Origin of the sequence: Erythrobacter sp. NAP1, assembly GCF_000152865.1 — a bacterium.
Taxonomy (GTDB): Bacteria; Pseudomonadota; Alphaproteobacteria; order Sphingomonadales; family Sphingomonadaceae; genus Erythrobacter.
In genome coordinates this window covers 366674-391651 of the sequence record NZ_CH672390.1, presented here as the reverse complement: position 1 = coordinate 391651, position 24978 = coordinate 366674, and the positions used below count along the sequence as shown (strand labels likewise).

20 protein-coding genes and 1 tRNA gene are annotated in these 24978 nt (G+C 60.4%); 16 read left to right on the top strand and 5 right to left on the bottom strand.

What is annotated here, in order from left to right; translation table 11 throughout:
- The first annotated feature begins 3 nt into the window (after nt 1–3).
- From NAP1_RS01735 to NAP1_RS01705, 7 genes are all read left to right on the top strand, one after another.
- Nucleotides 4–576, top strand: a complete 573-nt coding sequence (locus tag NAP1_RS01735) for a nucleoside triphosphate pyrophosphatase (RefSeq protein WP_007163490.1) — start codon at nt 4–6, stop codon at nt 574–576.
- Nucleotides 569–1558 (top strand): ribonuclease E/G, encoded by a 990-nt coding sequence (locus tag NAP1_RS01730; RefSeq protein ID WP_007163489.1) that lies wholly within the window; start codon nt 569–571, stop codon nt 1556–1558. Before NAP1_RS01735 ends, NAP1_RS01730 begins: the two co-directional genes overlap by 8 nt.
- On the top strand, nt 1555–1740 hold the full coding sequence (locus NAP1_RS01725; protein ID WP_007163488.1) for a DNA gyrase inhibitor YacG: 186 nt from the start codon (nt 1555–1557) through the stop codon (nt 1738–1740). The genes NAP1_RS01730 and NAP1_RS01725 overlap by 4 nt, the downstream gene beginning before the upstream one ends.
- Before the next feature lie 123 nt (nt 1741–1863).
- A tRNA-Phe gene (locus NAP1_RS01720) sits at nt 1864–1938 on the top strand.
- Nucleotides 1939–1966: 28 nt separating this feature from the next.
- Nucleotides 1967–2770, top strand: a complete 804-nt coding sequence (purC, locus tag NAP1_RS01715; protein WP_007163487.1) for a phosphoribosylaminoimidazolesuccinocarboxamide synthase — start codon at nt 1967–1969, stop codon at nt 2768–2770.
- Nucleotides 2771–2853: 83 nt separating this feature from the next.
- A complete protein-coding gene (locus NAP1_RS15765; RefSeq protein WP_007163486.1) occupies nt 2854–4317 on the top strand; it encodes a caspase family protein in 1464 nt (487 codons plus the stop codon).
- 50 nt (nt 4318–4367) lie between these two features.
- On the top strand, nt 4368–7295 hold the full coding sequence (locus NAP1_RS01705) for a pitrilysin family protein (protein WP_007163485.1): 2928 nt from the start codon (nt 4368–4370) through the stop codon (nt 7293–7295).
- 107 nt (nt 7296–7402) lie between these two features.
- Here NAP1_RS01705 and NAP1_RS01700 read toward each other — a convergent pair whose 3' ends face one another.
- Nucleotides 7403–9637: a TonB-dependent receptor gene (locus tag NAP1_RS01700; protein ID WP_007163484.1), complete on the bottom strand. Its 2235-nt coding sequence runs from the start codon at nt 9635–9637 to the stop codon at nt 7403–7405.
- A gap of 291 nt (nt 9638–9928) precedes the next feature.
- Between NAP1_RS01700 and purS the strand changes: the two genes are divergently transcribed.
- Nucleotides 9929–10180, top strand: coding sequence for a phosphoribosylformylglycinamidine synthase subunit PurS (gene purS / locus NAP1_RS01695; RefSeq protein ID WP_007163483.1), 252 nt, complete (start codon nt 9929–9931; stop codon nt 10178–10180).
- Nucleotides 10180–10869, top strand: coding sequence for a phosphoribosylformylglycinamidine synthase subunit PurQ (gene purQ, locus NAP1_RS01690; protein ID WP_007163482.1), 690 nt, complete (start codon nt 10180–10182; stop codon nt 10867–10869). Before purS ends, purQ begins: the two co-directional genes overlap by 1 nt.
- 36 nt (nt 10870–10905) lie before the next feature.
- Here purQ and NAP1_RS01685 read toward each other — a convergent pair whose 3' ends face one another.
- From NAP1_RS01685 to NAP1_RS01670, 4 genes are all read right to left on the bottom strand, one after another.
- Entirely contained in the window at nt 10906–13269 is a 2364-nt protein-coding gene (locus NAP1_RS01685) for a bifunctional diguanylate cyclase/phosphodiesterase (protein ID WP_007163481.1), read from the bottom strand.
- A gap of 103 nt (nt 13270–13372) precedes the next feature.
- Nucleotides 13373–15196, bottom strand: coding sequence for a glutamine--fructose-6-phosphate transaminase (isomerizing) (glmS, locus tag NAP1_RS01680; RefSeq protein ID WP_007163480.1), 1824 nt, complete (start codon nt 15194–15196; stop codon nt 13373–13375).
- A 99-nt stretch (nt 15197–15295) separates the two neighbouring features.
- Nucleotides 15296–16210, bottom strand: a complete 915-nt coding sequence (locus NAP1_RS01675; protein ID WP_007163479.1) for a DMT family transporter — start codon at nt 16208–16210, stop codon at nt 15296–15298.
- Between the two features lie 51 nt (nt 16211–16261).
- Nucleotides 16262–17668 carry a hypothetical protein gene (locus tag NAP1_RS01670; protein WP_007163478.1) on the bottom strand — a complete coding sequence of 469 codons (1407 nt, stop codon included), beginning with the start codon at nt 17666–17668 and terminating at the stop codon, nt 16262–16264.
- 240 nt (nt 17669–17908) lie between these two features.
- Between NAP1_RS01670 and NAP1_RS01665 the strand changes: the two genes are divergently transcribed.
- The 7 genes from NAP1_RS01665 to NAP1_RS01635 are packed head-to-tail and all read left to right on the top strand — an operon-like array spanning nt 17909 to nt 24977.
- Nucleotides 17909–19198, top strand: a complete 1290-nt coding sequence (locus tag NAP1_RS01665; protein ID WP_162013455.1) for a lipopolysaccharide biosynthesis protein — start codon at nt 17909–17911, stop codon at nt 19196–19198.
- Nucleotides 19191–20198, top strand: a complete 1008-nt coding sequence (gene pseB, locus NAP1_RS01660) for a UDP-N-acetylglucosamine 4,6-dehydratase (inverting) (protein ID WP_007163476.1) — start codon at nt 19191–19193, stop codon at nt 20196–20198. The genes NAP1_RS01665 and pseB overlap by 8 nt, the downstream gene beginning before the upstream one ends.
- On the top strand, nt 20198–21355 hold the full coding sequence (gene pseC, locus NAP1_RS01655; protein WP_007163475.1) for a UDP-4-amino-4,6-dideoxy-N-acetyl-beta-L-altrosamine transaminase: 1158 nt from the start codon (nt 20198–20200) through the stop codon (nt 21353–21355). The genes pseB and pseC overlap by 1 nt, the downstream gene beginning before the upstream one ends.
- Entirely contained in the window at nt 21352–22044 is a 693-nt protein-coding gene (gene pseF / locus NAP1_RS01650; RefSeq protein ID WP_007163474.1) for a pseudaminic acid cytidylyltransferase, read from the top strand. The genes pseC and pseF overlap by 4 nt, the downstream gene beginning before the upstream one ends.
- 5 nt (nt 22045–22049) lie before the next feature.
- Complete coding sequence (gene pseG / locus NAP1_RS01645) at nt 22050–23546, top strand: UDP-2,4-diacetamido-2,4,6-trideoxy-beta-L-altropyranose hydrolase (RefSeq protein WP_156777169.1); 1497 nt, start codon at nt 22050–22052, stop codon at nt 23544–23546.
- A gap of 58 nt (nt 23547–23604) precedes the next feature.
- A complete protein-coding gene (locus NAP1_RS01640) occupies nt 23605–24297 on the top strand; it encodes a formyltransferase family protein (protein WP_007163472.1) in 693 nt (230 codons plus the stop codon).
- The gene (locus NAP1_RS01635; RefSeq protein ID WP_007163471.1) at nt 24294–24977 is read left to right on the top strand and encodes a PIG-L deacetylase family protein; all 684 of its coding nucleotides are present in this window, start codon (nt 24294–24296) and stop codon (nt 24975–24977) included. The genes NAP1_RS01640 and NAP1_RS01635 overlap by 4 nt, the downstream gene beginning before the upstream one ends.
- Nucleotide 24978 lies beyond the last annotated feature (1 nt).

Here is a 24978-nt window from a genome sequence, read left to right as displayed (position 1 = left end):
CTGATGAGCGCGCTTCACCTGACATTGGCATCGGCCTCACCGCGCAGGCGCGACCTTTTGGCGCGTCTCGGCGTGACGCCCGATGCTGTGACACCTGCCGATATTGACGAGACACCGCTTAAAGATGAGCGGCCGCGCGACTACGCGCTTCGCATGGGCCGCGAGAAGGCGCTTGCCGTCGAGGCTCCCGGCTTCGTGCTGGCGGGCGATACCGTCGTCGCGGCAGGGCGGCGCATCCTCCCTAAGACCGAAGACGAGAAAGAAGCACGCGATTGCCTGAAACTGCTTTCGGGCAGGCGACACGTCGTGCTTTCCAGCGTCGTCCTGCGCGCGCCTGACGGGTCACTGCGCGAGCGGCTCAACGAGAATGTCGTGCGCTTCAAGAACCTCTCGGACGAAGAAATCGCGAGCTACCTCGATGGCGGCGAATGGCGCGGCAAGGCGGGAGGCTATGCGATTCAGGGACAGGCCGAAGCCTTGATTCAGTGGATGAAAGGCAGCCACTCAGGCGTAATGGGCCTGCCGCTCTACGAGACACGGGCGCTGCTCAAGTCGGCGGGTTTCGCAATTGGCTGAGTGGCTTGTAGAGCACGGGATTGGGGAAACCCGGGCGCTGCTTATCGAAAACGGCGAGATCGTGGCTTCCAAGCTGAGGTGGCCGGGCGAAATCAGCGCGGGCAATAGGCTTTTTGCCAAGCTCACTTCCAGGACTGCCGGCAAAAGACGCGGCACCGCAACGCTTGAAAGCGGGCAGGAAGTGCTCGTCGATCAATTACCACCCGAGGCCACTGAAGGCGCCCAGATCGGAGTACGCATCACCCGCGCTCCCATCGCCGAACGCGGACGCCTTAAACGCGCTCAGGGCCGCTGTTTCATGGTTGGCAGCCGGCCATTGGACGATCCTGAAAAAACAGCGGGCGAAACACGGACGAAGGACCTGTTTGTTCTTGGCGATAGCGTCAGCCAGTTCGAAATGGGCGACTGGGAGGAGGTCTGGCACTCGGCCTCTTCGGGCACCATCGCGTTCGCAGGTGGCGAAGTGCTTTGCAGTGTGACCCCGGCCATGACGGTGATCGATATCGACGGCGATCTGCCTCCACGCGATCTCGCGCTTGCCGCCGTCCCTGCGATCGCAAAGGCGCTGCGCTGGTTCGATATCGGCGGCAATATCGGCATCGACTTTCCCACTTTAGAAGCCAAAGCAGACCGCCGAGCCGTCGACGAAGCGCTTGAAGACGCTCTCGCCGACTGGTCGCATGAGCGCACGTCGATGAACGGTTTTGGCTTCGTGCAACTGGTCGCGCGGCTCGAGGGCCCCTCACTCCTCCACCGCTTTGCCACCTCCCGCACGGCTCTGTGCGCGCGCTATGCCATACGCGTCGCCGAGCGCGCCTCAGGGGCAGGCGTCACACTCTTACGGGTCCACCCTGCCCTCGCGGCCAAGATCAAGCCCGACTGGATCACGGACGTCGAGCGCCGGACAGGCCGCCCCTTGCGGATAGAGACCCAACCAGGGCTTGCGCTCGAAGCGCCCAGTGCCCAAGTCGTCAGCGCATGACGAGACCTTCCAAACCCTGCCCCATCTGCAAGAAACCGCGCGCTGAAGAATTCACACCCTTCTGTTCGCAGCGGTGCAAGGACCGCGATCTCGCGCAGTGGTTCGGCGATGGATATACGGTTGCGGGCGAGCCGGTCGACCCCGAAACCATTGCCGCACGTGACTGGGATACACAGGAATAGGAAAAAGGCGCGATTTGCTCCCTTTTCCCTCTTGCCAAGGCCCGCCAGCTTCGCCATAGCGCCGCTCTCATTGGCTCGCCGGGGCAGCGTAAATGCGCTAACGTCCCCGTCGCCGCAGCGAATGCCCGGGTAGCTCAGGGGTAGAGCAGCGGATTGAAAATCCGCGTGTCGGTGGTTCGATTCCGCCCCCGGGCACCATTCGCAGCAAGAGGGGAATTTTCTGTCGATGTCCCGCCGCTCCAAAATCTACGAAGGCAAGGCCAAGATCCTCTATGAGGGTCCCGAACCCGGCACGCTCATCCAGTATTTCAAGGATGATGCGACCGCCTTCAACGCCGAGAAAAAGGGCACGATCAACGGCAAGGGCGTGATCAACAATCGCATCAGCGAGCACGTCTTCACCCGCCTCTCGCATATCGGCATCCCGACCCACTTCATTCGCCGCCTCAACATGCGCGAGCAATTGGTGCGCCAAGTCGAGATCATCCCGATCGAAGTGGTTCTGCGCAATGTCGCGGCAGGCTCCATCTCCAAGCGCCTCGGCATCGAGGAAGGCGAGCCGCTGCCTCACACGCTGATCGAGTATTACTACAAGGACGATTCGCTCGGCGATCCGCTGGTCGCGGAAGAGCATATTGCGTGCTTCAACTGGGCCTCGAACGAGGAGATGCACGACATCTCTTCGATGGCGATCCGCATCAACGACTTCCTGTGCGGGATGTTTGCAGCGATCGACATCCGCCTTGTCGACTTCAAGCTTGAGTTCGGACGGCTTTACGATGGCGATTACAGCCGCGTGATCCTCGCTGACGAGATCAGCCCCGACGGCTGCCGCCTGTGGGACATGGCGAGCGGCGAAAAGCTCGATAAGGACCGCTTCCGCCGTGACCTGGGCGGTGAGGAAGAGGCCTATCGAGAAGTCGCGCGCCGTCTTGGCCTGCTGCAGCAGGAGGACAACGGGCCAGGCGAGGTTCTCGACCTCTCCAGCCACCGTTCACGCCTGCGCGGAACGCCTCCCGTCAAGAAGTAGCAGTGGACGCGAAGGCAGCCGCCCGCGTTTGAAACTGGACGAATTGAACAGGCGCTCTATTCTCGCTCCCCAAGGGGAAGAGGATGGAGCGGATTGCATTGGCATGGGCGGCTGCCTGGGCGGCGCTGGCAGCGTTGCTGCTCGCTTCGCCTGCACCCGCCAGCGCGCAGAAAGTCGCGCTGGTCATTGCCAATTCGGATTACGAACACACCTCGCAGCTTGCCAATCCGGGGCGTGATGCCGGACTGATCGCGGGCGCTCTGCGTGAGGCGGGCTTCGACACGGTGGAACTCGCATCCAACGTCGCGCGGCCTCAATTCATGAATCAGCTGCGCGCCTTTCGCGAGAAGGCTGAAGGGGCGGACGCCGCGCTCGTTTACTACGCAGGGCACGGGGTCGAGAGCAAAGGCACCAACTGGCTGCTGCCGGTCGATGCCGCGCTCAATGCAGAGAAGGACCTGCCGTTCGAAGCGGTTGAGTTCGGACGTATTCTGGACACGATTGAGGGCGCGCAGTTGAGAATTGCAGTGCTCGATGCATGCCGCAACAATCCGTTTGCAGTGCGCTGGACCGACGACAATCGCAGCGTCTCGCGCGGCCTCGCGCCGTTTGAGGTTGACGACATGCTGGTGATCTACGCCGCTGCTCCGGGCAATTTCGCCTTCGATGGAGCGGGCGGCAATTCGCCCTTCGCGCTCGCTCTCGCCCGCAGGATCGTGCAGCCGGGATTGCCGGTGCAACTGCTCGGTGGGATGGTGCGCGATGATGTGCTGGCCGCCACCGATGGCGAGCAGCGCCCGTTCATCTCCGCTTCCATGACCGGCAGACCGCTATTTCTGGTTGAAGGGCCCGACACGCAGATGGCGTGGCTGACCGGTCTTTATGCCGAAGATGCGCCCGCAGCGGGCGACGCAGCGCCGCTCGTGGATTTCGCCGATGCGACCGACGCGCTGTCCTCGACCCGCGGTATCGAAAGCACGGACACCGCCGCGCTCGACGAACAGGCCTGGCTCGCCGCCGCACGCACCGACACGGTGCAATCCTACCGCGCCTACGCCGCAGAGTTTCCCGATGGCGCCTATGCACGCTTTGCCGAGGCGAACATCGCGCAATTGCTCGACCCGACCGCCACCGGAGGCGAGATCGAGAGCGAGAAGCCGTGGATCATCTCACTTGGCGCGGCCCTGCCCGATCGCTACGCCGTGGATCTTAGTACGCCGCTCGCGATCGATGGCATCTGGCGCATCTCCACCAACAACAAGCGCATCCGGATAGAGCGCGGGCGCGCCTTTGCGGTCGATGGCTGGAACCATGCGCTGCTGTTCCGGGTGCAGCCGGAGCAGGTGGTGGCAATCAACATGCGCGAAGGCGAGAACGGCGAATTTCTAAGCCGCGACATCCTGCTGAACGGCGACACGGTCATGACCCTTCGCGACGATGGCAATCTCGATGTGCGCGTTGCGACCTTCCCATTCCCTATCGAATTCGTCCTGATCCGCGAGGCGCTGGACGATCCCGACGCGCTCGCCCGCCGGACGCCGGGATGAAAGCATTCACACCCAATTTATCCATGAGACCTTAGGACACTTTCCCACTTATGAAATTTCCGACGCGCGCACTTGCTGCCGGCCTCCTGCTTGCCCTTCCCAACATCGCACTCACAAGCGCCCTTTCCGCGCAGGATAGCGCGGCGTCCGCTGAAGCCGCCGAGGAGCCGACCTGGTACTTCGAGCAAAGCGATATTCCGGTCGATCCCGGCTACACCTTCGGGGTGCTCGACAACGGCATGCGCTACATCCTGCGCGAGAATGCGACGCCCGAAGGCACAGCGATGGTGCGCATGCGGATTGATTCGGGCTCGCTTGCCGAGAACGAAGCAGAGCGCGGGCTTTCGCATTATCTCGAACACATGGCCTTCAACGGATCGAAGGGCATCCCGGAAGGCGAGATGATCGCGCTGCTCGAACGCGAGGGGCTTGCGTTTGGCGCGGATACGAACGCTTCGACCGGTTATGGCGCGATCACTTACATGCTCAACCTGCCGCGCAATGACGAGGATTTGCTTGGCACCGCTCTGATGCTGATGCGCGAGACTGCTAGCGAGCTCACCATCGCCGAAGATGCTGTCGAGCGTGAACGCGGTGTTGTGCTTTCGGAGCGGCGCGACAGGCGGAACTATGCTCAGAAAGCGCGCGAGGACGGCCTTGAATTCGTGGCTCCCGGCGCACGCTTCGTCGATCGCCTGCCGATCGGCACGCTGGAAGCGCTCGAAAACGCGACCGCAGCACAGTTGAGGAGCCTGTACGAGCGCACCTACACACCCAGCAACACGGTGCTGGTGATTGTCGGGGACTTCCCGGTCGAGGTGATGGAAGCCGCCATCCGGGAGCGTTTTTCCAGCTGGGCTCCCGCACCGGCCCCGGTCGAACCGGAAACAGGGCCGGTCGACATCACCCGCCGCGGCGAGACCGACATCTACATCGACCCCGCGCTTTCGGAATCGGTGACGATCACCGCGCTAGGCCCATGGATCGACCGGCCCGACACGCTCGCCGCGCGCCGCGACAATTTGCTGCGCTCCATCGGCATGAATATCATCGCGCGGCGTATCTCGCGCCTCACGCGGCAAGAGGACGCTCCATTCTCGCGCGCCCGTTTCAGCATGGGCGAGGTCTTTGAAGATGCACGCACCAACTCGATCACGATCTCAACCGAGAACGGCGAATGGCGCGAAGGCATGCTTGCCGCTGTTCGCGAGGTCAATCAGGCGCTCACTTATGGCTTCACACAGGCCGAGGTGGACGAACAGGTGGCCAATGGCCGCACCGCGCTGGAAAACCGCGTGGCGGGCGCCGGGACGCGGGCCAATGGCTTCTTCATCGGCTCTGCGCTCAGACTGGTCGCCGATGACGTGGTGCCGACAACGCCCGAAGACGCGCTCGCCCGGTTCAACGAGACCGTCCAAGACATCACGCCCGAAGACGTCTTCGCGGTTCTAAAGGCTGACGTCCTGCCAATCGACGATCCGCTGATCCGCTTCCAAGGACGCACCGCGCCAGAGGGCGGCGAAGCGGCGCTGAGAGCGGCGTTCGAAGAGGCGATGGCATTGCCGATCGAGGCCCCAACCGACGCTGGCCGGGCCGAATTCGCCTACACCAACTTTGGCGAGCCCGGCACGGTCGTCTCCGACACACGAGATGACCGCTTCGGCTTCCGCTACATCACCTTTGCCAATGGCGTGCGGCTGACGATCAAGCAGACAGATATCCGCGAAGACCGCGTCAGCTTTCGCGTGCTGCTCGACGGGGGGAGCCTCTTGAACACGCGTGAAGACCCGCTTGCGACCTATCTGGTCACCTCGCTCCCTCTTGGCGGCCTTGGGCAGCACAGCCGCGATGAATTGCAGACCATCCTTGCCGGGCGCAGCGTCAGGCTCAACGTCGCGGCAGGCTCGGATACTTTCAGCTTTGCAGGCGGGACGACGCCGCGCGACCTTGAATTGCAGTTGCAGCTGGTCGCCGCCGGCATCACTGACCCCGGCTACCGCCCGGAAGGCATTGACCAGTTCAGGCGGAACATCGACAACTTCTTCGATGCAATGGGATCGACCCCGGCAAGCGCATATGGAGAGGTCAGCGGAAAAATCCTATCGGATGGCGACCCGCGCTTCAGTCTGCAAAGCCGCGAGGCTTTTTTCGCCAAGGACTATGACCAGCTGGCAAACGTGATCGCAGACCGGTTTGAGAACGGCGCAATCGAAGTCGCGCTGGTCGGCGATATCAGCGAAGATGCCGCCATTGCGAGCGTCGCATCGACGCTTGGCGCCCTGCCCCCTCGCGAAATCGACTTCCAACCGCGCGAGGCTGCGCGGACCCGAACCTTCACCGAGGACCGCGGCGAGAAGGTCGTACGCCATAGCGGCGAAGAGGATCAGGCATGGGTGCGCATGATCTGGCCCACGCGCGATGACAGCGACCTTGCCGAAACAATCGAGCTCCAGTTGCTTGCACGGGCAATGCGGATCGCGCTTACCGACAGGCTCCGCGAGGATCTGGGGCAGGCCTATTCGACGCAGGCGAGCAGCTTCGCGAGCAGCGTCTATCCCGGATACGGCACTTTCACTCTATTCGCGCCCGTCGGGGCGAGCGAGGTGGAGACCGTACGCGGTGTCTTCCGTGAACTTCTCGCCGAATTTCGCGAAGGCACGATCGATCCTGACCTGATCGATCGCGCGCGTCAGCCGATGCTTGAGGCTTATGAGAACGCGCTCAAGAATCTTGGCGGATGGATGAACCTGGCGGACCGCGCGCAGAGCCAGGCCGACCGGCTCGACCGCTGGTTCGAGGGGCCTGAAGTGCTGAAGGCCGTCACGGCTGAGGACTTGCAAGCCGCCGCTTCGCGCTATCTTGCGCCTGAGGATGCAGTGGAGTTCCTGGTGCTGCCGGAAATGACTGGCATCACGCGCCCGCCTGTCGATCTCGACACGATGCGGCAAGCTCCGCCCGCCCGCGTGATCCAGCGCTGAACCCCCCACAAACAAAAAGAACCGGCAGGTCGCCTCCTGCCGGTTCTCCTTGTTTCAGTTCCGGTTGCCTCCCGAAGTGAGCAACCGGACCCAGATCAAGCTGATACTTAGTAGTTGAAGTTGACTGCAACCCCAAACACGCGCGGTTCGTTCACGAACGCGGTGTTGTTGTTGAAGTCGACCACGCCCAGCACGTTCACCTCGTTGGTGATGTTGCGCGCGAAGGCCGACACTTCGTACTCGCCGCCATTGCCGCGATAGCCGATGCGAAGGCCGCCTTCGATGCGGCTGTCGGCGTTGAACTCGAGGCTTTCGTAGAGAAGGAAGTTGGTGTCGCCGAGATAGGTCCAGTCGGTGAAGACGAAGAACTCGTCGTTCGCTCCGACAGGCAGCGTGTATTCAGCGGTGAAGTCGCCGCTCCACTCAGGCGCGTTCGGGAACGGGTTGCCGTCCACGTTCGCAAAGGTCACCGGACCGAATGCGCCAGGCGCCGTGCGCGTCGGGTCGGTGACGGTGCACTGTGCGCAGGTGCCGACTTCGAGGTTCGGGTCCTGAATCTCGGTGTCGTTGTAGGCAACGCCGAGAGTGACGACGAAGTCCGGCGTGATCTGGAACGCAGTGTCGAGTTCGAAGCCGTAGGCCTCGCCTTCGTTGGCGTTGATCAGCTGGACAAGGTTGCCACCGCCGCCGACCGCGGTGAACTGAGGATCGTTGACGGTGTAGTAGAATACAGCGCCGTTGATGCGGATCGTGCGGTCGGCAAACTCGCTCTTGAAGCCCACTTCGAAGCTGGTGATGTCTTCGCTGCCTGCGGTGCTCGGCGGTGCGAAGAAGGCAACGTCGCGGCCCTGGATGGTCGGAGCGCGGAAGGCGTTGGCGACACGGCCATAGATGCTCGTGTCGTCCGAGACATCAGCGAAGAGGCTGATGTCCCAGTCCACGTTGTCATCCTGAACCGAGACCGGCTGCGGCGCCGCGCCCGAGACGACGAAGAAGTCCTTCTCGTCGTCGGTGTAGCGAAGGCCGCCGGTGACGCGCAGCATCTCGGTCAGCTGATATGAAAGCTGGCCGAAGACTGCCCATGCTTCGTTGGTGTGGTTGACGGTGACGGGCGGCGGGAAGGTGAAACCGACCGTGGTCACGTCGAAGTCGCTGTCGAAGAAGAAGCCGCCGACCTGCCAGCTAAGCGGGCCATCGCCGTTCGAGGCGAGACGGATTTCCTGGGTGAACTGCTGGAGGTCGATCGAGTCCTGCGTGTCCGACGGGAACGGGATAAAGCCCGGGCCGGTCACAAGGTTGCCGCCATCGACGTCGCCGCGGCTCGAGCCTTCGCTCTCATAATAGCCGGTGATCGAAGTCAGCGTCGCGCCGTCGAACTCGTAATCCATCTTCAGCGAGGTGCCGAACTGCTGGTAGTTCGCCTGGTTGCCGCCACCGCCGTCGTAGAAGACGGTCTGACGGTCGAAATCGTCGCGCAGATCGTTGTCGCCCACGTCGATCGCGTTCGCGCGGAAGAAGGTCGAGCTGCCGTTCAAGTCACGGAACTGGACTGATGCCAGCATCGAGAACCGGTTCGCTTCGTCCGGGGTGAGGAGAAGCTGACCACGGATCGCGAAATCGGTGTAGCCGCCAAGGACATTCTCTTCACCGGTGAAGCCGTTGTCGATCCAGTCGCTGCGACGCTGAAGCTGGGTGGACACGCGGAAGCCGAGCGTATCGTCGACGATCGGTGCGCCAACGGCTGCCTGGCCGGTGATCGTGCCGAACGAACCGCCCGAGAGGCCGATATTGACGCTGGTGTCGGTCGTGCTCGGCTTGACGGTGTCGATCTTGACGATGCCAGCCGGGGTATTGCGGCCGAACAGCGTGCCCTGCGGCCCGCGAAGGACTTCGATCCGCTCTACGTCGAAGATCGGGAAGCTCTTGAGCGTCACGTTTTCAAGGACGATGTCGTCCATGATCACCGAAACGGGCTGCGATGCGGCGAGGTCGAAGTCGGTGTTGCCGAGGCCGCGAATGTAGAAGCGCGGAGCAACGCGGCCGTTCGAACTTTCGACGTTGAGGCCGGGCACAGTGCCTGCGAGCGCGGTGGTGTCTGCGGCGGAGGCAAAGATGTTGTCGATGCGCTCCTGGCCAAGAACATCAGCCGAGATCGCGACGTCCTGAAGGTTTTCCTCGCGGCGGTTCGCGGTGACGATGATCGAACCGAGCTGGCCGCTAGACGCGCTCTCGTCGGTTTCGTTGTCCTGCGCAGCGGCAGGTGCGGCGGCGAGCATCGCTGCTGCCGAGATTGCGGTTGAGCACGCCCAGAATGCGCGCGCCTTATCGATACGGTGGGACATGAATGGGCCTCATGTTTGGGTGGCTTTGGAGGATTAGCGAGGCTGGCCCTTACAGTTTTGGTCGATTCGGGCGAGATGCACTGCGCGCTACACTGCGAGAATCAGGGCTTTTGTCTCGGTTCTGGTAGCTATTGTTGCGACTGGGTTACACTTTGTGACCGCTATCTGACCAAGTGGTGCTTTTAAAGGGCGATCGGCCGGGTGATTGTCGCCGCCCGCTTTGTTGCACCCGCGCTCGCAGGCGCTATAGGCTCCACAGCGCAACGCCAACCATTTGCAGGACACTCCGCCATGAAAGTTCGCATCCTCGTTCGCCTCAAGCCCGGCGTGCTCGACCCGCAGGGTCGCGCCGTTCACCACTCGCTTGAGAGCCTCGGGTTCGACGGCGTAGAGGACGTGCGCATTGGCCGGATGATCGAGATGCAAGTCGCGGATGACACCAGCGACGAAGCTCTCACCAGGATGTGCGAACAATTGCTCGCCAACATGGTGATCGAAGATTTCGCCATCGAGAAGCTCACCCCGTCCGGGGAGCCGGCCTGATGGCTTTCCGCGCTGCGGTCATCACCTTTCCCGGATCGAACTGCGACCGCGACATGGCGGTGGCGCTTGAAAGCGTCTCGGGCGAGGCTGCGATCCGGGTTTGGCATGGCGACGCTGACCTGCCCGACCAACTTGACCTGATCGCGCTTCCCGGCGGCTTCTCCTATGGCGATTATCTGCGCTCAGGCGCGATGGCAGCCAAGAGCCCGGTTCTGCGCGCCGTTGTCGCCGCAGCCGAGCGCGGCGTTCCTGTGCTGGGCGTATGCAACGGTTTCCAAGTGCTAACCGAAAGCGGTCTGCTCCCCGGAGCACTGATGCGCAACGCCGGACAGCGCTTCGTCTGCAAGACGGTGGAGCTTGAGGTCGCCAACACGACTTCGCCCTTCACCTCCGGCTTTGCAGCGGGCGAGCGGTTGCGTGTCCCGGTCGCACACCATGACGGCAATTACTTCGCGGATGAGGCCACGCTCGACGCGCTGGAAGCGGAGAACCGGATCGCATTTCGCTACTGCGACAACCCCAACGGTTCACGCCGCGACATTGCCGGGGTCCTCAGCGCCAATGGCCGTGTCCTTGGCATGATGCCGCATCCCGAACGCGCGATGGAGCCAGCCGCTCATGCGTCGCTCGGCGGCGCTGACGGGCGCAAAATCTTCGAGAATGTGATCGCGAGTCTCGTCGACGCGTAACTCAACGCGCGACTGCCCAACGGCGGTCGAGCTCGCTTACGCCGTCAACCGATCATGGCGTCTGCCGCTTGAGGCAAACAGGCGGAGCGCTTCCTCACGCGACATCGGTCGGCCAAAGTAGAAGCCCTGAATCTTGTCGCAGCCAAGGTTGCGGATCAGTTCGGCCTGTTCAGCATCCTCTACGCCTTCGGCGGTCGTGGTCATCTCCAGACTCTTCGCCATGGCCACCACGGCATTGATAATGGCGAGGCTTTCGTTCGCCCCCTGAGCAGCGCCCTGGACGAATGTCCGGTCGACCTTGATGGTCGAGAACCTGAGCTTGCGCAGATATCCGAGCGAGGAGTAGCCGGTGCCAAAGTCATCGAGTGCGATGGAACAGCCGAGCGCCATCGCTTGCTCCAGCGCGTTACGCGCAATGCTGGCGTCGCGAAGGAATATGCTCTCGGTCACTTCGATCTCGAGCCTTTCCGGGCGCAAGCCGCTCGATGCGAGAGCATCAACGACTTCCTGATGAAAGTCCGGCTCCAGCAACTGCTCTGGCGAGACGTTGACATTGACCTTGACGTGCTCAGGCCAGTTGCGAGCCTCGAAACAGGCCTGACGCAGCACCCACTTGCCGATGGGCACGATTAGGCGGGTATCTTCGGCAAGCGGGATGAACTTGCCGGGGCTAACAAAGCCATGCTCGCTGGAATTCCAGCGAACCAGTGCCTCGAAGCTGACGATGTTCTCGCTGCGGGCATCGACCACTGGCTGGTAGTGCAGCACGAATTCATCGAGGCCGAGCGCCTTGCGCAGGCTCGCTTCAAGCTGGCGGCGTTCTTCGGCAGATGCGTGAAGAACCGGCTCGAACCGGCAATGCTCGCCGCCGCCGACATCCTTGGCGCGGTAAAGCGCAAGATCGGCATTTCGCATCAGTTCCTCGACCGTCTTGCCGTCGCGAGGTCCGATAGCCGAGCCGACGCTGGCGCCAACATAGAGCGTGTGATTATCGACCTGATAAGGTTCTGAGAGCGACTGGATGATACGGATCGCGAGCTGTCGCATGAAATCTAGGTCGCTTGCGTCGCGAATGACGACCGCAAACTCGTCGCCACCAAGCCGACCGACCATGGCCTTGTCGCCCATCAACCCCTCAAGCCGCGCAGAAACCTGTGCGAGCATCTTGTCACCGGTGATGTGACCCAGAGAATCGTTCACCGCCTTGAAGCGATCAAGATCGACCATCAGCAATGCGCATCGCGTCCGCCACTGATTGGCGTAGTCGAGGGCATCGCTCAAAGCCTCGGTGAGCATAAGGCGATTGGGCAGCGAAGTAAGCGTGTCGTAGCGAGCAAGGTAAGCGATCTTCTCGCTTGATTCACGCTGCTCCGTGACATCCGAGCCAACGCCGCGGAAGCCTGTGAACTTGCCGCGATCGTCGCGCATGGGCGTGCCTGAAAGCTCCCACCAACGTTCTTCGCCCTTGATTGAAACCTGAACGATGAGGTTGGAGAAATTCTCCTTGTTGCGCAGCTTGTCGGCAAGTTCATGAAGGCTCGCTGCAAACTTGCCGCTCTCCCATGTTTGGCCTGCGATCAGTTCCAGCAATGGCTTGCCTTCTACGTCGCGCTCACTGCTGTTGAGAGCGAAGGCAAAGCGAGGGCTAACCGAACGAAGCCGGCGGCGCGTGTCGACCTCCCAAAGCCAGTCCGCTTCGTTCTCTTCGAATTCGCGCAGCAGTAGCGAGACAACCTCTTCCTTTTCGGCAATGGCATCCTCGGCAAGACGTGTCGCAAGGTAGCTGCGTCCCACCTCGAAAGTGCCAAGGATCGTGGCAATTTCGAACAGAGCGATCGCACCAAGGACGGTCCACTCCCCGGAGACAGCATAGGGCAGCCCAGCCCCTATGCTGAGCAGAAGCGTGTAGGCGAGGATGTTGAGCGGCGAACTGACGAAGAAATAGACACTCAGCGCCATCAACAACGCGGCGACGACCAGCAAGGCCGAAGCCTCCTGCGGCGTTCCCATCTGCGAGAAAAAGACGAACGGAACGCTCCACAAAAAGCCGCAAGCGACCGTGAAAACCATGTGCCAGCCGAATGGTGAGCGTACTGCGCCGTCGCCGGCGCGCGAATGCTGGCGCTCTCGGAAGGCTCCGTAGAGTTGAATTGCAATCAGCGTTGCAAGCCAAAAGCCAACTGTGAGCGGCCCGACTGAGGTTGCGTACATCTGAGCGACAAAGACACCGAGCGCAGCGTTGGTCCAGGCTCGATAAAACGTGAGTTTTCCGATGCCTGCTTCCTGAAGGCCGCGCAGGCGCGACCAGTCTACCTTCCCCTTTTTGGAAAGGCCGAACACCGCAGCAATCGAAAAATCTTGCTCGATAACTGTTTGTGGAAGGGCTTTTGGGTCGCTCACAGGCACACGAATTAACCCCGAAAGGTTATGGCCCGGTAAAGGTTGCACAGCCTGGTGACGAAAAAGTCGTCAGACTGTCCAGCAAATGTTTGATCGAAAGAGGTTATTCGACCGTCACGGACTTCGCCAGATTGCGTGGTTGGTCGACATCAGTACCCTTAACAACCGCTACATGATAAGCGAGCAATTGAACCGGGATCGCATAGACAAGCGGCGCGATAAGCGGGTGCACGACCGGCATTTCGATCGTCGCAAGACACCCCTCGCCCGCTTCTGTAATGCCTTTCGCATCGGAAATCAGAACGACCTTGCCGCCACGCGCGCGCACCTCTTCCATGTTCGAGACGGTCTTTTCGAAAAGCGGGCCGGAAGGGGCGATAACCACCACCGGAACATCGTCATCGATGAGAGCAATCGGTCCGTGCTTCATCTCACCCGACGCATACCCTTCGGCATGGATGTAGCTGATTTCCTTGAGCTTTAGCGCACCTTCGAGTGCCAATGGATAGTCCTGACCTCGCCCAAGATACAGCACGTCGCGCGCTGGCGCGATAAGGGGCGCCATGGCGGCGATATCATCGTCGTGATTGAGTGCTTCGTTCAGGCAGGCTGGCGCTTCTAGCAAGTGCTTCACGATCTCGCGCTCTTCCTCGCGCGAGATGCGTCCCTTCTTGACCGCCACGTGCGCCGCGAGTGCTGCAAGCACCGCAAGCTGACAGGTAAACGCTTTGGTCGAGGCGACACCGATTTCAGGCCCGGCGTGCGTGGGAAGGAGAATGTCGGCCTCACGCGCCATGGTGCTGGTGGGCACGTTGACGACGACAGCGATGACCTGCTTGTTTTCCTTGCAATGCCTTAGTGCAGCGAGGGTATCCGCCGTTTCACCGCTCTGCGAAATGAACAGTGCAAGACCGCCATCCTCGAGCACTGGCTCGCGGTAGCGAAACTCAGACGCGACATCGATGTCGACAGGCACACGAGCGAATTGTTCAAACCAGTATTTCGCAACAAGTCCAGCGTAATAAGAGGTACCGCAAGCGACAATCGTAAGGCGGCTGATGGCCGAAATGTCGACGTCGAACTGCGGCAGGGCAACCGAGACATCCTCACGGCGCAAATAAGATCCGAGCGTCTGGGCCACCACGGTCGGCTGCTCGAAAATCTCCTTCTGCATGAAGTGGCGATAATTGCCCTTCTCGGTCGCGGCAGCGGAGGCGCCGGATGTCTGGATTTCGCGTTCGACAGGGTTGCCCTCGCGGTCGAAAACCTGCGCGCTGGTGCGCCCGACGACGACCCAATCGCCCTCCTTGAGATACGAAATTTGCTGCGTCAGCGGAGCGAGCGCGAGTGCGTCCGAGCCAAGGAACATCTCGTCCTCGCCATACCCCACCACCAGCGGCGATCCGAGCCGCGCGCCGACCAACAAGTCAGGGTACTGGCGGAACGTGATCGCAAGGGCGAATGCACCACGCAGGCGGGGAAGGACTTCGCGAACGGCGTCGAGCGGGTCGAGACCGCGCTCAATCTGTTGCGAGATCAGGTGAGCCACGACCTCGCTATCGGTTTCGCTCTCGAATTCCCGGCCTGCGTCGGCCATTTCGGCACGCAATTCCTTGAAGTTCTCGATAATTCCGTTGTGGACGATCGCCACTTCGCCCGTGGCGTGCGGGTGCGCGTTTGCCGCAGTCGGTGCGCCGTGCGTGGCCCAACGCGTATGAGCAATACCCGTCGTGCCTTGTGCCGGATCATTTTTGAGAACTTCGACGAGGTTGTTGAGCTTCCCTTCCGCGCGGCGGCGGATCATCGTGTCTTCAAACAGCGTACAGATCCCGGCGCTGTCATAGCCGCGATATTCCATGCGCCTCAAACCATCGACGAGCCGGTCGGAAACCTCATTGGTGCTCACAATGCCGATGATGCCGCACATAGAATTGCTGTCCCCATTTTTGGTCGCCTGCCCGATGGCCGACCGCGTTAACTGTCTAAGGTTGAATAAGGCTTGAAGAAAATCGTTCCAGAGCCCGGATCAAACTTTCTGGGCACCTGAAGACGGTGCCCCGTTGGTTTTGAGGCCATCGCGCCAGAGGTAGAGACCGGCAGCGATGATCAAAGAGGCACCGATCAATGTGTATCCATCAGGCACGTCTCCGAAGAATGCCCAGCCAAGAGAAACAGCCACCAGCATCTGCACGTAGATGGCTGGCGCAACCTGTGCAGCGCCTGCGCGCGTTGTCCCGATATAGGCAAGCCAGTGAGCGGTGCTGGCAGTGACTGCGACAATGGCACAGCGAGCTACCACGTCCCAACTGGGCCAGCCGAATTGAAGCTCCGGGATGCCCGACAGGTGCGCTCCGGCTGCGCCCACGATCAGGATCGGTGCACAAAAACCTGCGACAAATACCTGCGCGGAAAGCACGCTGCCTTGCCCTGCGCTCACCCGGTTTAGCACCATCATTGTTGCAAAGAATATGGCGGAAATCAGAGGCAGCAGCGCCGCCCAACCCAACAGCGCGAGATTGGGTCGAAGAATTATGATCACACCTGCAAGCGCGATAAGAGAGATCACATAGACCTTGGGACGCACCTTCTCTCCGAGAAACAGCCCGGCCAGGATTTGCGTCAGGATCGGTGCGAGAAACCCGATTGCCATCGCCTCGGCCAATGGCATGATGTAAATCGCGGAAAAAAAGCAGGTCGAGGCAAGCGCGAGACATGTCCCGCGAGCGATCTGCAATCCCCAGTTTTGCGGGACAAATGCCGCCGGCCCTTCGCTGCGCCACAGCAACACCGAAAGCCCCATTGCGCCCAGACTGAAACGCAGGGCTGCGACCGCAAATGCGGGCCAGTCACTTGCCATGCTTTTCACCACGGCATCACCAACCGAAAGAATGGCAAAACCTGCGACGGCGATGGCGACGCCGCTGCGCTCTGTTGGACTCATGCGCGGCCCGTATTCAATCACCGGGCCGTTGGGAAGCGTTTTGAGAGGCGGTCAGGCGACTTTGCGCTGATCGACCTTGGGCGCTTTTTCGGCGACGTCCCCTACCCCTGGTCGGAGATGCCGCATCAGAACTTCAACCGCATCTTTGCGCAATTGTGCAATATCAGCACCATATGACGCATCGTAGCTCTGCATGACGCCGCGCCAGCCGGGGGCGTTATAGAAGCCCTTGAGCCGATCGTAGATGTCATCGGTCCACCACGGGACCGAGATTACTAGGCGGCTCGCGACGAAACCATTGGCATCGAATTGAAACCCATCGAGGCTCGAAAGATACGCCACGGGACGCCCGCCGCTCAGGACATTCATCGCGACCCCGCTATTGCCGCAGATAACCATGTCGCATGCAGCAATCTCGTCATCGAGCGGGTTGCCAATCGTGAGCTGGGTCAAAGGATCGTCGATCCCAATGAGCGAAAAGTCCGTCTTGAGCAGTGTTACCGGATGTTGGCGCACGATTATACGAGCGGTCGGCAGGTCGACGCGGATCGTTGCGATGAGGCTTTGAAGGGCGTCAGCCTTGGTACCCGCGGTCAGAAATATCCCGACAGTTTCAACCTTTTCGCGCCACTGCATTTCACCTGCGGTCCCCGGCTGCCCGATCAAGCCAATATCGGCGATACAACGCGAGCGGCTCTGGTAGGTCTGCGTGATCTTGTTACCGTAGAATATCGCGCAATCAGCCAGCACAGGCGGCACCACGGCCCCGTTCGCAGGAACGGGGGCATGGTTGGAATAAATTACACGCCGTCCATGCTGATGCGCAGCTGCGGACATGCCAACCGCCTCGGGGCTATAATTGCTCGCGACAATGGCCGACTTGAGCTGCGGACGGGCGGCAAAGTGGCGCGAGAAACGCATGTAGAAGGCAAGCGCGCTCGCGATCCTTGCCGACGGCATGAAGCTGTGACGGCGCACCAGAACTTTCAGGAATGACCAAAGTCGCGGGAGCGCCGCGATCATAAATAACGCTTCTCTGATTTGGCTGAAGGAGACAATGTGACCGCGCGCCACAGTGATCCGCTCGATAGCTACGTCAGGAACAAGCGCGGTGATCCTCGCAATTGTCTTATGCTCGTTCGGGAAGTTGGAGATGGCCGCAGCCTCGGCGCTTTCATCATCGAAAGGGCCAAGCGAGACCACGCATTTGAGCATGTAGGCGAACAGGATCAGCGGTTGCAAAATCTGTGTGCCCGCCATCCGATAGAGCTTATCGACGAGGCGATAGATCAGGTTCTTCGCCTTGATTTCTTCATAAACGGCCGACCGGCTTGCAGTGGTTTCCATCTCGCGCACCACGCCCAATGCGGTGGCGAGATCATAGCGATCCTTCAGATCGGTCGCAGGTGGCGAAACAGGAATGGAATGCGCTTCATCAGGAAATGCACGCTCGACCACACCTTCAGAAAACGTCCCTTGGGATTTTTGCGTATCGCACTCGAATGATTGGTCGAGTTTTACCGCTTTGAAAGCCACTCTGATCTACCCCGAAAACCGTAACTGCTCCAAGATCAGCCGGATGTACCGACCGAGAATGAAGGTCGTTATCTCAGGCAATCGTTAACAATTTAGGTTTACGAGTTATCAAGCACTGGCCGAATGCGGGTGCGACCGGGGAACAGGGCACAAGAGCGTTTGATGATTCAGAAGTTACTCAGATTGAATGCCAAGACGTTTCTGGCATTGCAGTCTCTCTTCTACGCGTTTGCGAACAGCATCGAGGCGCTCGTACCGCTTCTGCTGGCCCCGATCCTAACGCGCATGCTCGATCCGACGGGCTACGGTGTCTGGGTGCTGTTTGTCACCTATGCGACCTTCATGCGTCCGATCGTTGGGCTCACGACCCAGGACGCAATCCGCATGCGTTTCCTCGATTTCGAGCAGAAGCAGCTTGACCAGTTCACCCACACCGCCCTGTTCGTGATGGTTGTGCTGGCACTGTTCGTATCGTTCGTGACAGTGGTGTTCGGCGACTTCATCGAAACCGCCACCAAGTTTCCGCAAGCCTGGCTGGTCAGCATCGTCGTCGCCGCGCTTCTGTACGAAGTGTTCTACATGGTCCTCGCGCTCCAGCAGTTCCACAACCGCCGCAAGCAGTTCCTTGCAACGCAGTTGATCCAGGCGGTGCTGAGCATGGTCTTCATCGTGGCGTTCCTGATGTCAGGCTGGGATTGGCGCGGCGTAGTGCTTGGCCGGATGCTCGGAATGGCCTGTGCCTCGATCTATTCGCTGCGCTCGCTCGGTTTCACCATTCCGACCCTGTTCCGCGTTCCCCAACGCTCCTTCTATCGAAACATCGCGTCCTTCGGCGTCCTGTACTGGCCAGCTGGCGCGGTCGTCATGGTGGTTGGCACCACGGACAAGGTCATTGCAGCGCATTTCCTCGGCGTGGAAGCTAGCGCGATGTACGGCGTCGCAGCCTTGTTCGCCTCAGCCTTCTGGATGGTCAATTTCAGCTTCGTGATGGCCTGGACCCCGTGGCTGTTTCGCAAGCTCAAGGTGGCCCACCAAGAAGGTATGCAGGAAGTTGCCTCGGTATCGGTTCTATACTTTACGTTGGCCGCGATTGCCGCTGCAGCGTTCTATTTCTTTGCACTTATCTTCGCCCCGATCATCCTGGGCGAGGCATTCCACACCGCAATCCCGCTGCTCAAGTACATCATGCTCGCGATCGTTTTGCAGGGCTTCTTCATGCACAACATGAAATTCCTCCATTTCGACAAGCGTATTGAGATGATGTCTGCTTTCAGCGCGCTTACAATCGGCCTCAATATCTGGCTCAGCATGACATGGGCGCAGAGCATAGGAATTCGGGGTATTATGCTGGCCACGGCGGTGTCTTTCGGTGTGGCATTCATTATCAGCGGGGTGCTCGTAATCCTTCGATACGTAAACCTGCAAAAAGGAGCGAAGTCCTTTGTTGGATAACAAAAGCATTCTGGTGACCGGAGGGACCGGCTCGTTTGGCCGCGCTTTCGTCCGTACCGTGCTCAAGAAGTACCCTGGCGTGCGCCGTCTCGTGATCTATTCGCGTGACGAGCTCAAACAATACGAAATGGCCCAGGAATTCTCGCCGCAGGAAAACCCTGCGCTGCGTTACTTCATCGGCGACATCCGCGATCAGGATCGCCTGCGCCGCGCGCTCGAAGGGATCGACATCGTCGTCCACGCAGCCGCGCTCAAGCAGGTGCCGGCAGCCGAATACAACCCGTTCGAATGCATCAAGACCAATGTCCTTGGCGCGCAGAATGTGATCGAATCCTGCCTCGATACCGGCGTTACGAATGTGGTGGCGCTATCGACTGACAAGGCAGCGGCTCCGATCAATCTGTATGGCGCGACCAAGCTGTGCTCGGACAAGATCTTCACCGCCGCCAACAACATCCGCGGTGCGCGTGATCTGCGTTTGTCGGTGGTTCGCTATGGCAACGTGATCGGGAGCCGTGGCTCGGTTGTTCCATTCTTCCTGAACAAGCGGGAAAGCGGAGTTTTCCCGATCACCGATCCGACGATGACGCGCTTCAACATCAGCCTTGAAGAAGGCGTGGACATGGTCCTGTGGGCGCTCGAAAACGCGATCGGTGGCGAGATTTTCGTCCCGAAGATCCCAAGCTACCGCATCACTGACGTTGCCGAAGCGATCGGCCCGGAATGCGAGATCAAGATCGTCGGCATCCGTCCGGGTGAGAAGATCCACGAGGAAATGATCACCACCAGCGACAGCCTCAACACGGTCGACCTAGGCCCCTACTACGCGATCCTTCCAAGCACCGGCGACGAATATGTCGAAGACTACATGAAGAAGCGCGGCGGCAAGCCGGTTGAACCGGGTTTTGCGTATAACAGCGGCACCAATCCTGACTTTCTCAACGTCGAACAGATACGCGCACTGATCAGGCAGCATGTCGATCCGACGCATCAGGTGTGATGTCTGACTTCATTCCCTATGGACGCCAGTCAATCAGCGACGCTGATATAGACGCTGTCGTCGATGTTCTCAGGTCCGATTTCCTGACGCAGGGGCCAGTGGTCCCTGCGTTCGAGAACCGCGTCGCCAGCATGTGCGGCGCGGCTCACGCTGTCGCAGCCAACAGCGCAACCAGCGCGCTTCACATTGCCTGCATGGCGCTGGGCGTAGGTCCGGGCGACCGCGTCTGGACCAGCCCGCTCACCTTTGTCGCAAGCTCGAACGCGGCGCTCTATTGCGGGGCCGAGGTCGATTTCGTCGATGTGGATGAGCGGACCTTCAATATGTGTCCGGTGCGCCTTGCAGAAAAACTCGAGCGGGCCGCACGCGAAGGAACCTTGCCCAAAGTCGTCATTCCGGTGCACCTCACCGGCCAATCCTGCGATATGGCTGCAATCCACGCAGCCGCCAGCAAGCACGGCGTTCGCATCATCGAGGACGCCTCCCACGCCATCGGCGGTAGCTTTGGCGACAAGCCGGTAGGAGCCTGCGAATTCAGCGACATCGCCGTTTTCAGTTTCCACCCGGTCAAGATCGTCACAACCGGCGAAGGCGGCATGGCGCTTACCAACTCGGACGAGCTTGCCGAACTTATGCGCCTTGATCGCAGCCATGGCATAACCCGCGACGCCGAGATGCTGGAAGAGCATGACCCCGGCCCATGGTACTATGAGCAGCACCGCCTCGGCTTCAATTACCGCATGACCGACATCAATGCTGCGCTGGGCCTTAGCCAGATGGACCGGCTCACCGACTTCATTACCCGTCGCCGCGAAATAGCGCGGACTTACGATGAAGGCTTCGCGGATGTGCCCGTTGCGACACCGTGGCAGCACCCTGACGCGCATTCTGCCTGGCACCTCTATGTGATCCGAGTAGCGGCGGAAAAGCACCGCGCGGTGTTCTCTCATTTGCGCGATGCCGGGATCGGCGTGAACCTTCACTACATCCCGGTCTATCTGCAGCCATACTATCGGCGCCTCGGTTTTGAGCACGGCCTTTGCCCCAATGCAGAGAGCTATTACGCCGAAGCGATCAGCATTCCCATGTTCCCGACGATCACTCCCGATCAACAGGCCCGCGTCATGGACGAGGTAGCCAAGGCGGTGTCGGCGTGAACATCGCGATCATCCCTGCGCGCGGTGGCAGCAAGCGCATCCCGCGCAAAAATCTAAAAACCTTCGCGGGCAAGCCGATGATAGGTTTTGCGATTGAGGCGGCGATGGCCTGCACCGAGATTGAGCGCGTCGTGGTCTCGACCGACGATCCCGAGATCGCACTGGTCGCCCGCGAATTGGGAGCAGAATTGCCATTTGAACGTCCGCCAGAACTCGCCGACGATTTCACCCCAACGGTCCCCGTGGTCGCTCATGCAATAAGCGAATGCCAGAAACTTGGGTGGGACATCGCTCACGTATGTTGCATCTATCCAGGCGTCCCCTTCATCCGCACGGCTGACATCTCTGACGCGCTCGCCTTGTTGGATGAGAGCCGGGGCAAAGGCTATACGTTCCCGGTCGCGGAGTACCCCTCGCCCATCCAGAGGGCATTGAAGCGCGCGGAAGACGGCAGCCTGGCTCCATTTCAATCGGAGCACGTGACTACGCGCACGCAGGATCTTGAGCCCGCATACTATGATGCCGGACAGTTCTACTGGGCCGCCGCCAACACTTGGCTTGCAGGCGAAGATGTTCATTCGAATGGGAGCGCAATCGTGCTGCCAGCATCGCGCGTCGTCGATATCGATACACCCGAAGATTGGGAGCGCGCCGAACTCCTTTATCGCGCTCTCGGCACGGCGGGGTAAGGCGGGTGAAGATAGCCATTAGGGTGGATGCATCGGTCGAAATGGGGATCGGCCATCTCCAGCGATGCCTGTCGCTCGCTAGGGCGTTGCAAGACCTGAATACCGACGTGCGTTTCGTGACGCGCGATCTCGGCATTGCGAGCGCGAAGACAATACTAGATCGCGGTTTCGACCGGACCGTGACCCTGCCCGCGATTGACGAACTTTTCGAGCCCGATCCTGCGATCCCTCACAGTCGCTGGGCGAATGTCTCGCAGGATCGCGACGCCGAAGAGACCATCAGCGCGCTGGAGGAGTTCAGACCAGATTGGCTCGTGGTGGATCATTACGCTTTCGACGCGCATTGGCATGACCGAGTAAGCAGCGCGTTGGATTGTCGAATTGCCGTGATCGAGGATCTCGCCGACCGAGCTATTGATGCTGACCTACTGCTAGATCACAATCTCGCGCCCGATCATCGCGCAAAGTACGATGAGCGTCTCGTGGGGAAAACCCGCATACTCGGTGGAACGCGCTATGCTCTTCTCGCGCCCGCCTATGCAGACGCTCCGCCCTACGAATTCTCTGAACAGGTACGCAGCATTGGCGTTTTCATGGGCGGGAGCGACGCGCCGAACTACAGCGAACTCGTGGTCGATGCTCTAGTAGAAGCGCGCTTTGATGGACCGGTTGAGATCGTGACCACATCGGCAAACCCACACCTCGAAAGCCTTCGCCAAAGGGTCGAGGCTTTGCCCAATGCAATGCTTTCTTTCGACCTGCCCGACCTGGCTGCGTTCTTTGCGCGCCACGATCTGCAGATCGGTGCCGGGGGCGGCGCGACGTGGGAGCGATGCTGTATCGGGGTGCCAACGCTGCTTGTGATTGCCGCGGAAAATCAGAACGTCGTCGTACCCGAACTCGCGGCGCGCGGTATCGTCGCGACGGTCGAAGACCCGACGCCGCAACGGATTGCCGGGCGCATTACATCGCTGATCGGCAATCCGATAGAACGCCGTGGTTTGGCCTCGAAGGCGCGGGAGACCGTCGATGGACTCGGAGCCGTGCGGGTCGGCTTGTCGATGTTGAAAGATACGCTGTCGGTCCGAAGGGCCACCAACGAGGATGCACGACGCCTCTTCGATTGGCGAAATGCGCCTGAAAACCGGGCGATGATGACCAACCCTGAAGAGCTGGCGTGGGCAGATCACGTTGCTTGGCTCAGTCGCGTACTCGCGGATGAGACGCGCTTGCTGCTTATCGGACATGTGGGCGAGCGGGATATCGGCTCGATACGCTTCGATTTAGACGAGCAAGGCGCAGCTGAGGTCTCACTGCACATTGACGCGAGGTTTCATGCTCTGGGCCTCGGTCCCAAGCTCCTCGCGGCCGGGGAAAAGGAGAGCGGAGCATCGACCTTTCTCGCAACCGTACTGTCCAAGAACCGTCCTTCGCAAGCCTTGTTCGAGCGCAGCGGTTACGAACGAACCGGCACCCAAGATTGGCGAAAAACTGCACAATGACGAAGTCTGTTGCACCTGTGATGTTGGCGAGGTCAGACGCGCGGGCTAGGCTGCGCCAATGACGTTTCGCATCGCCATCGCAACCCCGCATGCCCGTTACGACGCGCTCACCAAGGCTTTGGACCAGAGCGACGACTACGATGTCCTGCGCATTCGCGAGAAGAATGATCTGTCGCGCGATGCCTTGGAGCAATTCGGGTGCGACTGGGTTTTCTTCGCGCATTGGTCGTGGATCGTGCCGGCCGAAATCCATGAGAATTTTCGCGCCGTCATCTTTCACATGACCGACCTACCCTATGGTCGCGGAGGCAGCCCGCTTCAAAATCTCATCGCGAGGGGGCACGAGCAAACAAAGCTTTCTGCCCTCCAATGCGAAGCCGGGCTGGACACCGGGCCAATCTATCTGAAGCGCGATTTGTCGCTTGCAGGGACCGCCGAAGATATCTTCGAGCGCGCAGCACAATTGATGTTGCCGATGATCCGCGAAATGGTGGAGCAGGACCTGAAACCTGTCGCGCAGGAAGGTGAGCCGGTTATCTTCAAAAGGCGAACACCCGATCAAAGCGCGATCGACGGCGAAGCAGCGCTCGACGCCGTGTACGATCACATCCGCATGCTCGATGCGGAAGGGTACCCCCACGCGTTTATTGAGACGGGGAATCTCAGGATTGAATTGACAAAAGCCGAACGCGAAGACGACGGCACCATCGTCGCGCGGGCACGGATAATTGCAAAGGACGCCGCCACATGACGACGATGGTGATAGCCGCACATCCCGACGACGAGGTTTTGGGCGCAGGGGGATTCGTCGCGAAACTCTCCGCTGCCGGGGAAGAGGTGCATCATCTCATTCTGGCAGAAGGCGCGACGTCGCGCGACGATGCTCGCGATGTCGCGGCCCGAGACGAAGATCTGTCTGAGCTGGCCCGCTGTGCGCACAAGGCAGCCGGAATCGTCGGCGCGGCCTCGGTCACACTTGAGAGTTTTCCCGACAACCGGATGGATGGGGTTGAACTTCTCGATGTGGTCAAGGTGATCGAGCAACACCTGGCAAAGCACAAACCGACCCGGGTGCTGACACATTCGAATTCCGACGTGAACATCGACCACCGCGTGATTCACGATGCTGTCATCGCAGCCACGCGCCCGCAGCCCGGAAACGCCGTGCGCGAATTGTTGTTCTTCGAGACGATGTCGAGCACCGAATGGCGTCCGCCTACCTCTATCAACCCGTTCGCACCGACTTATTTCGTCGACATTTCCGATCACTTGGAAACCAAATTGCGGGCCCTTGGCGCCTATGCTCCCGAGATGCGCGAGTGGCCGCATGCACGCTCGATCGAAGCGTTGGAGTATCTGGCTCGGTCGCGCGGAGCATCGATCGGCGTTCAGGCAGCGGAAGCATTTGAAACCGGGCGCATTTGCGCCTGAA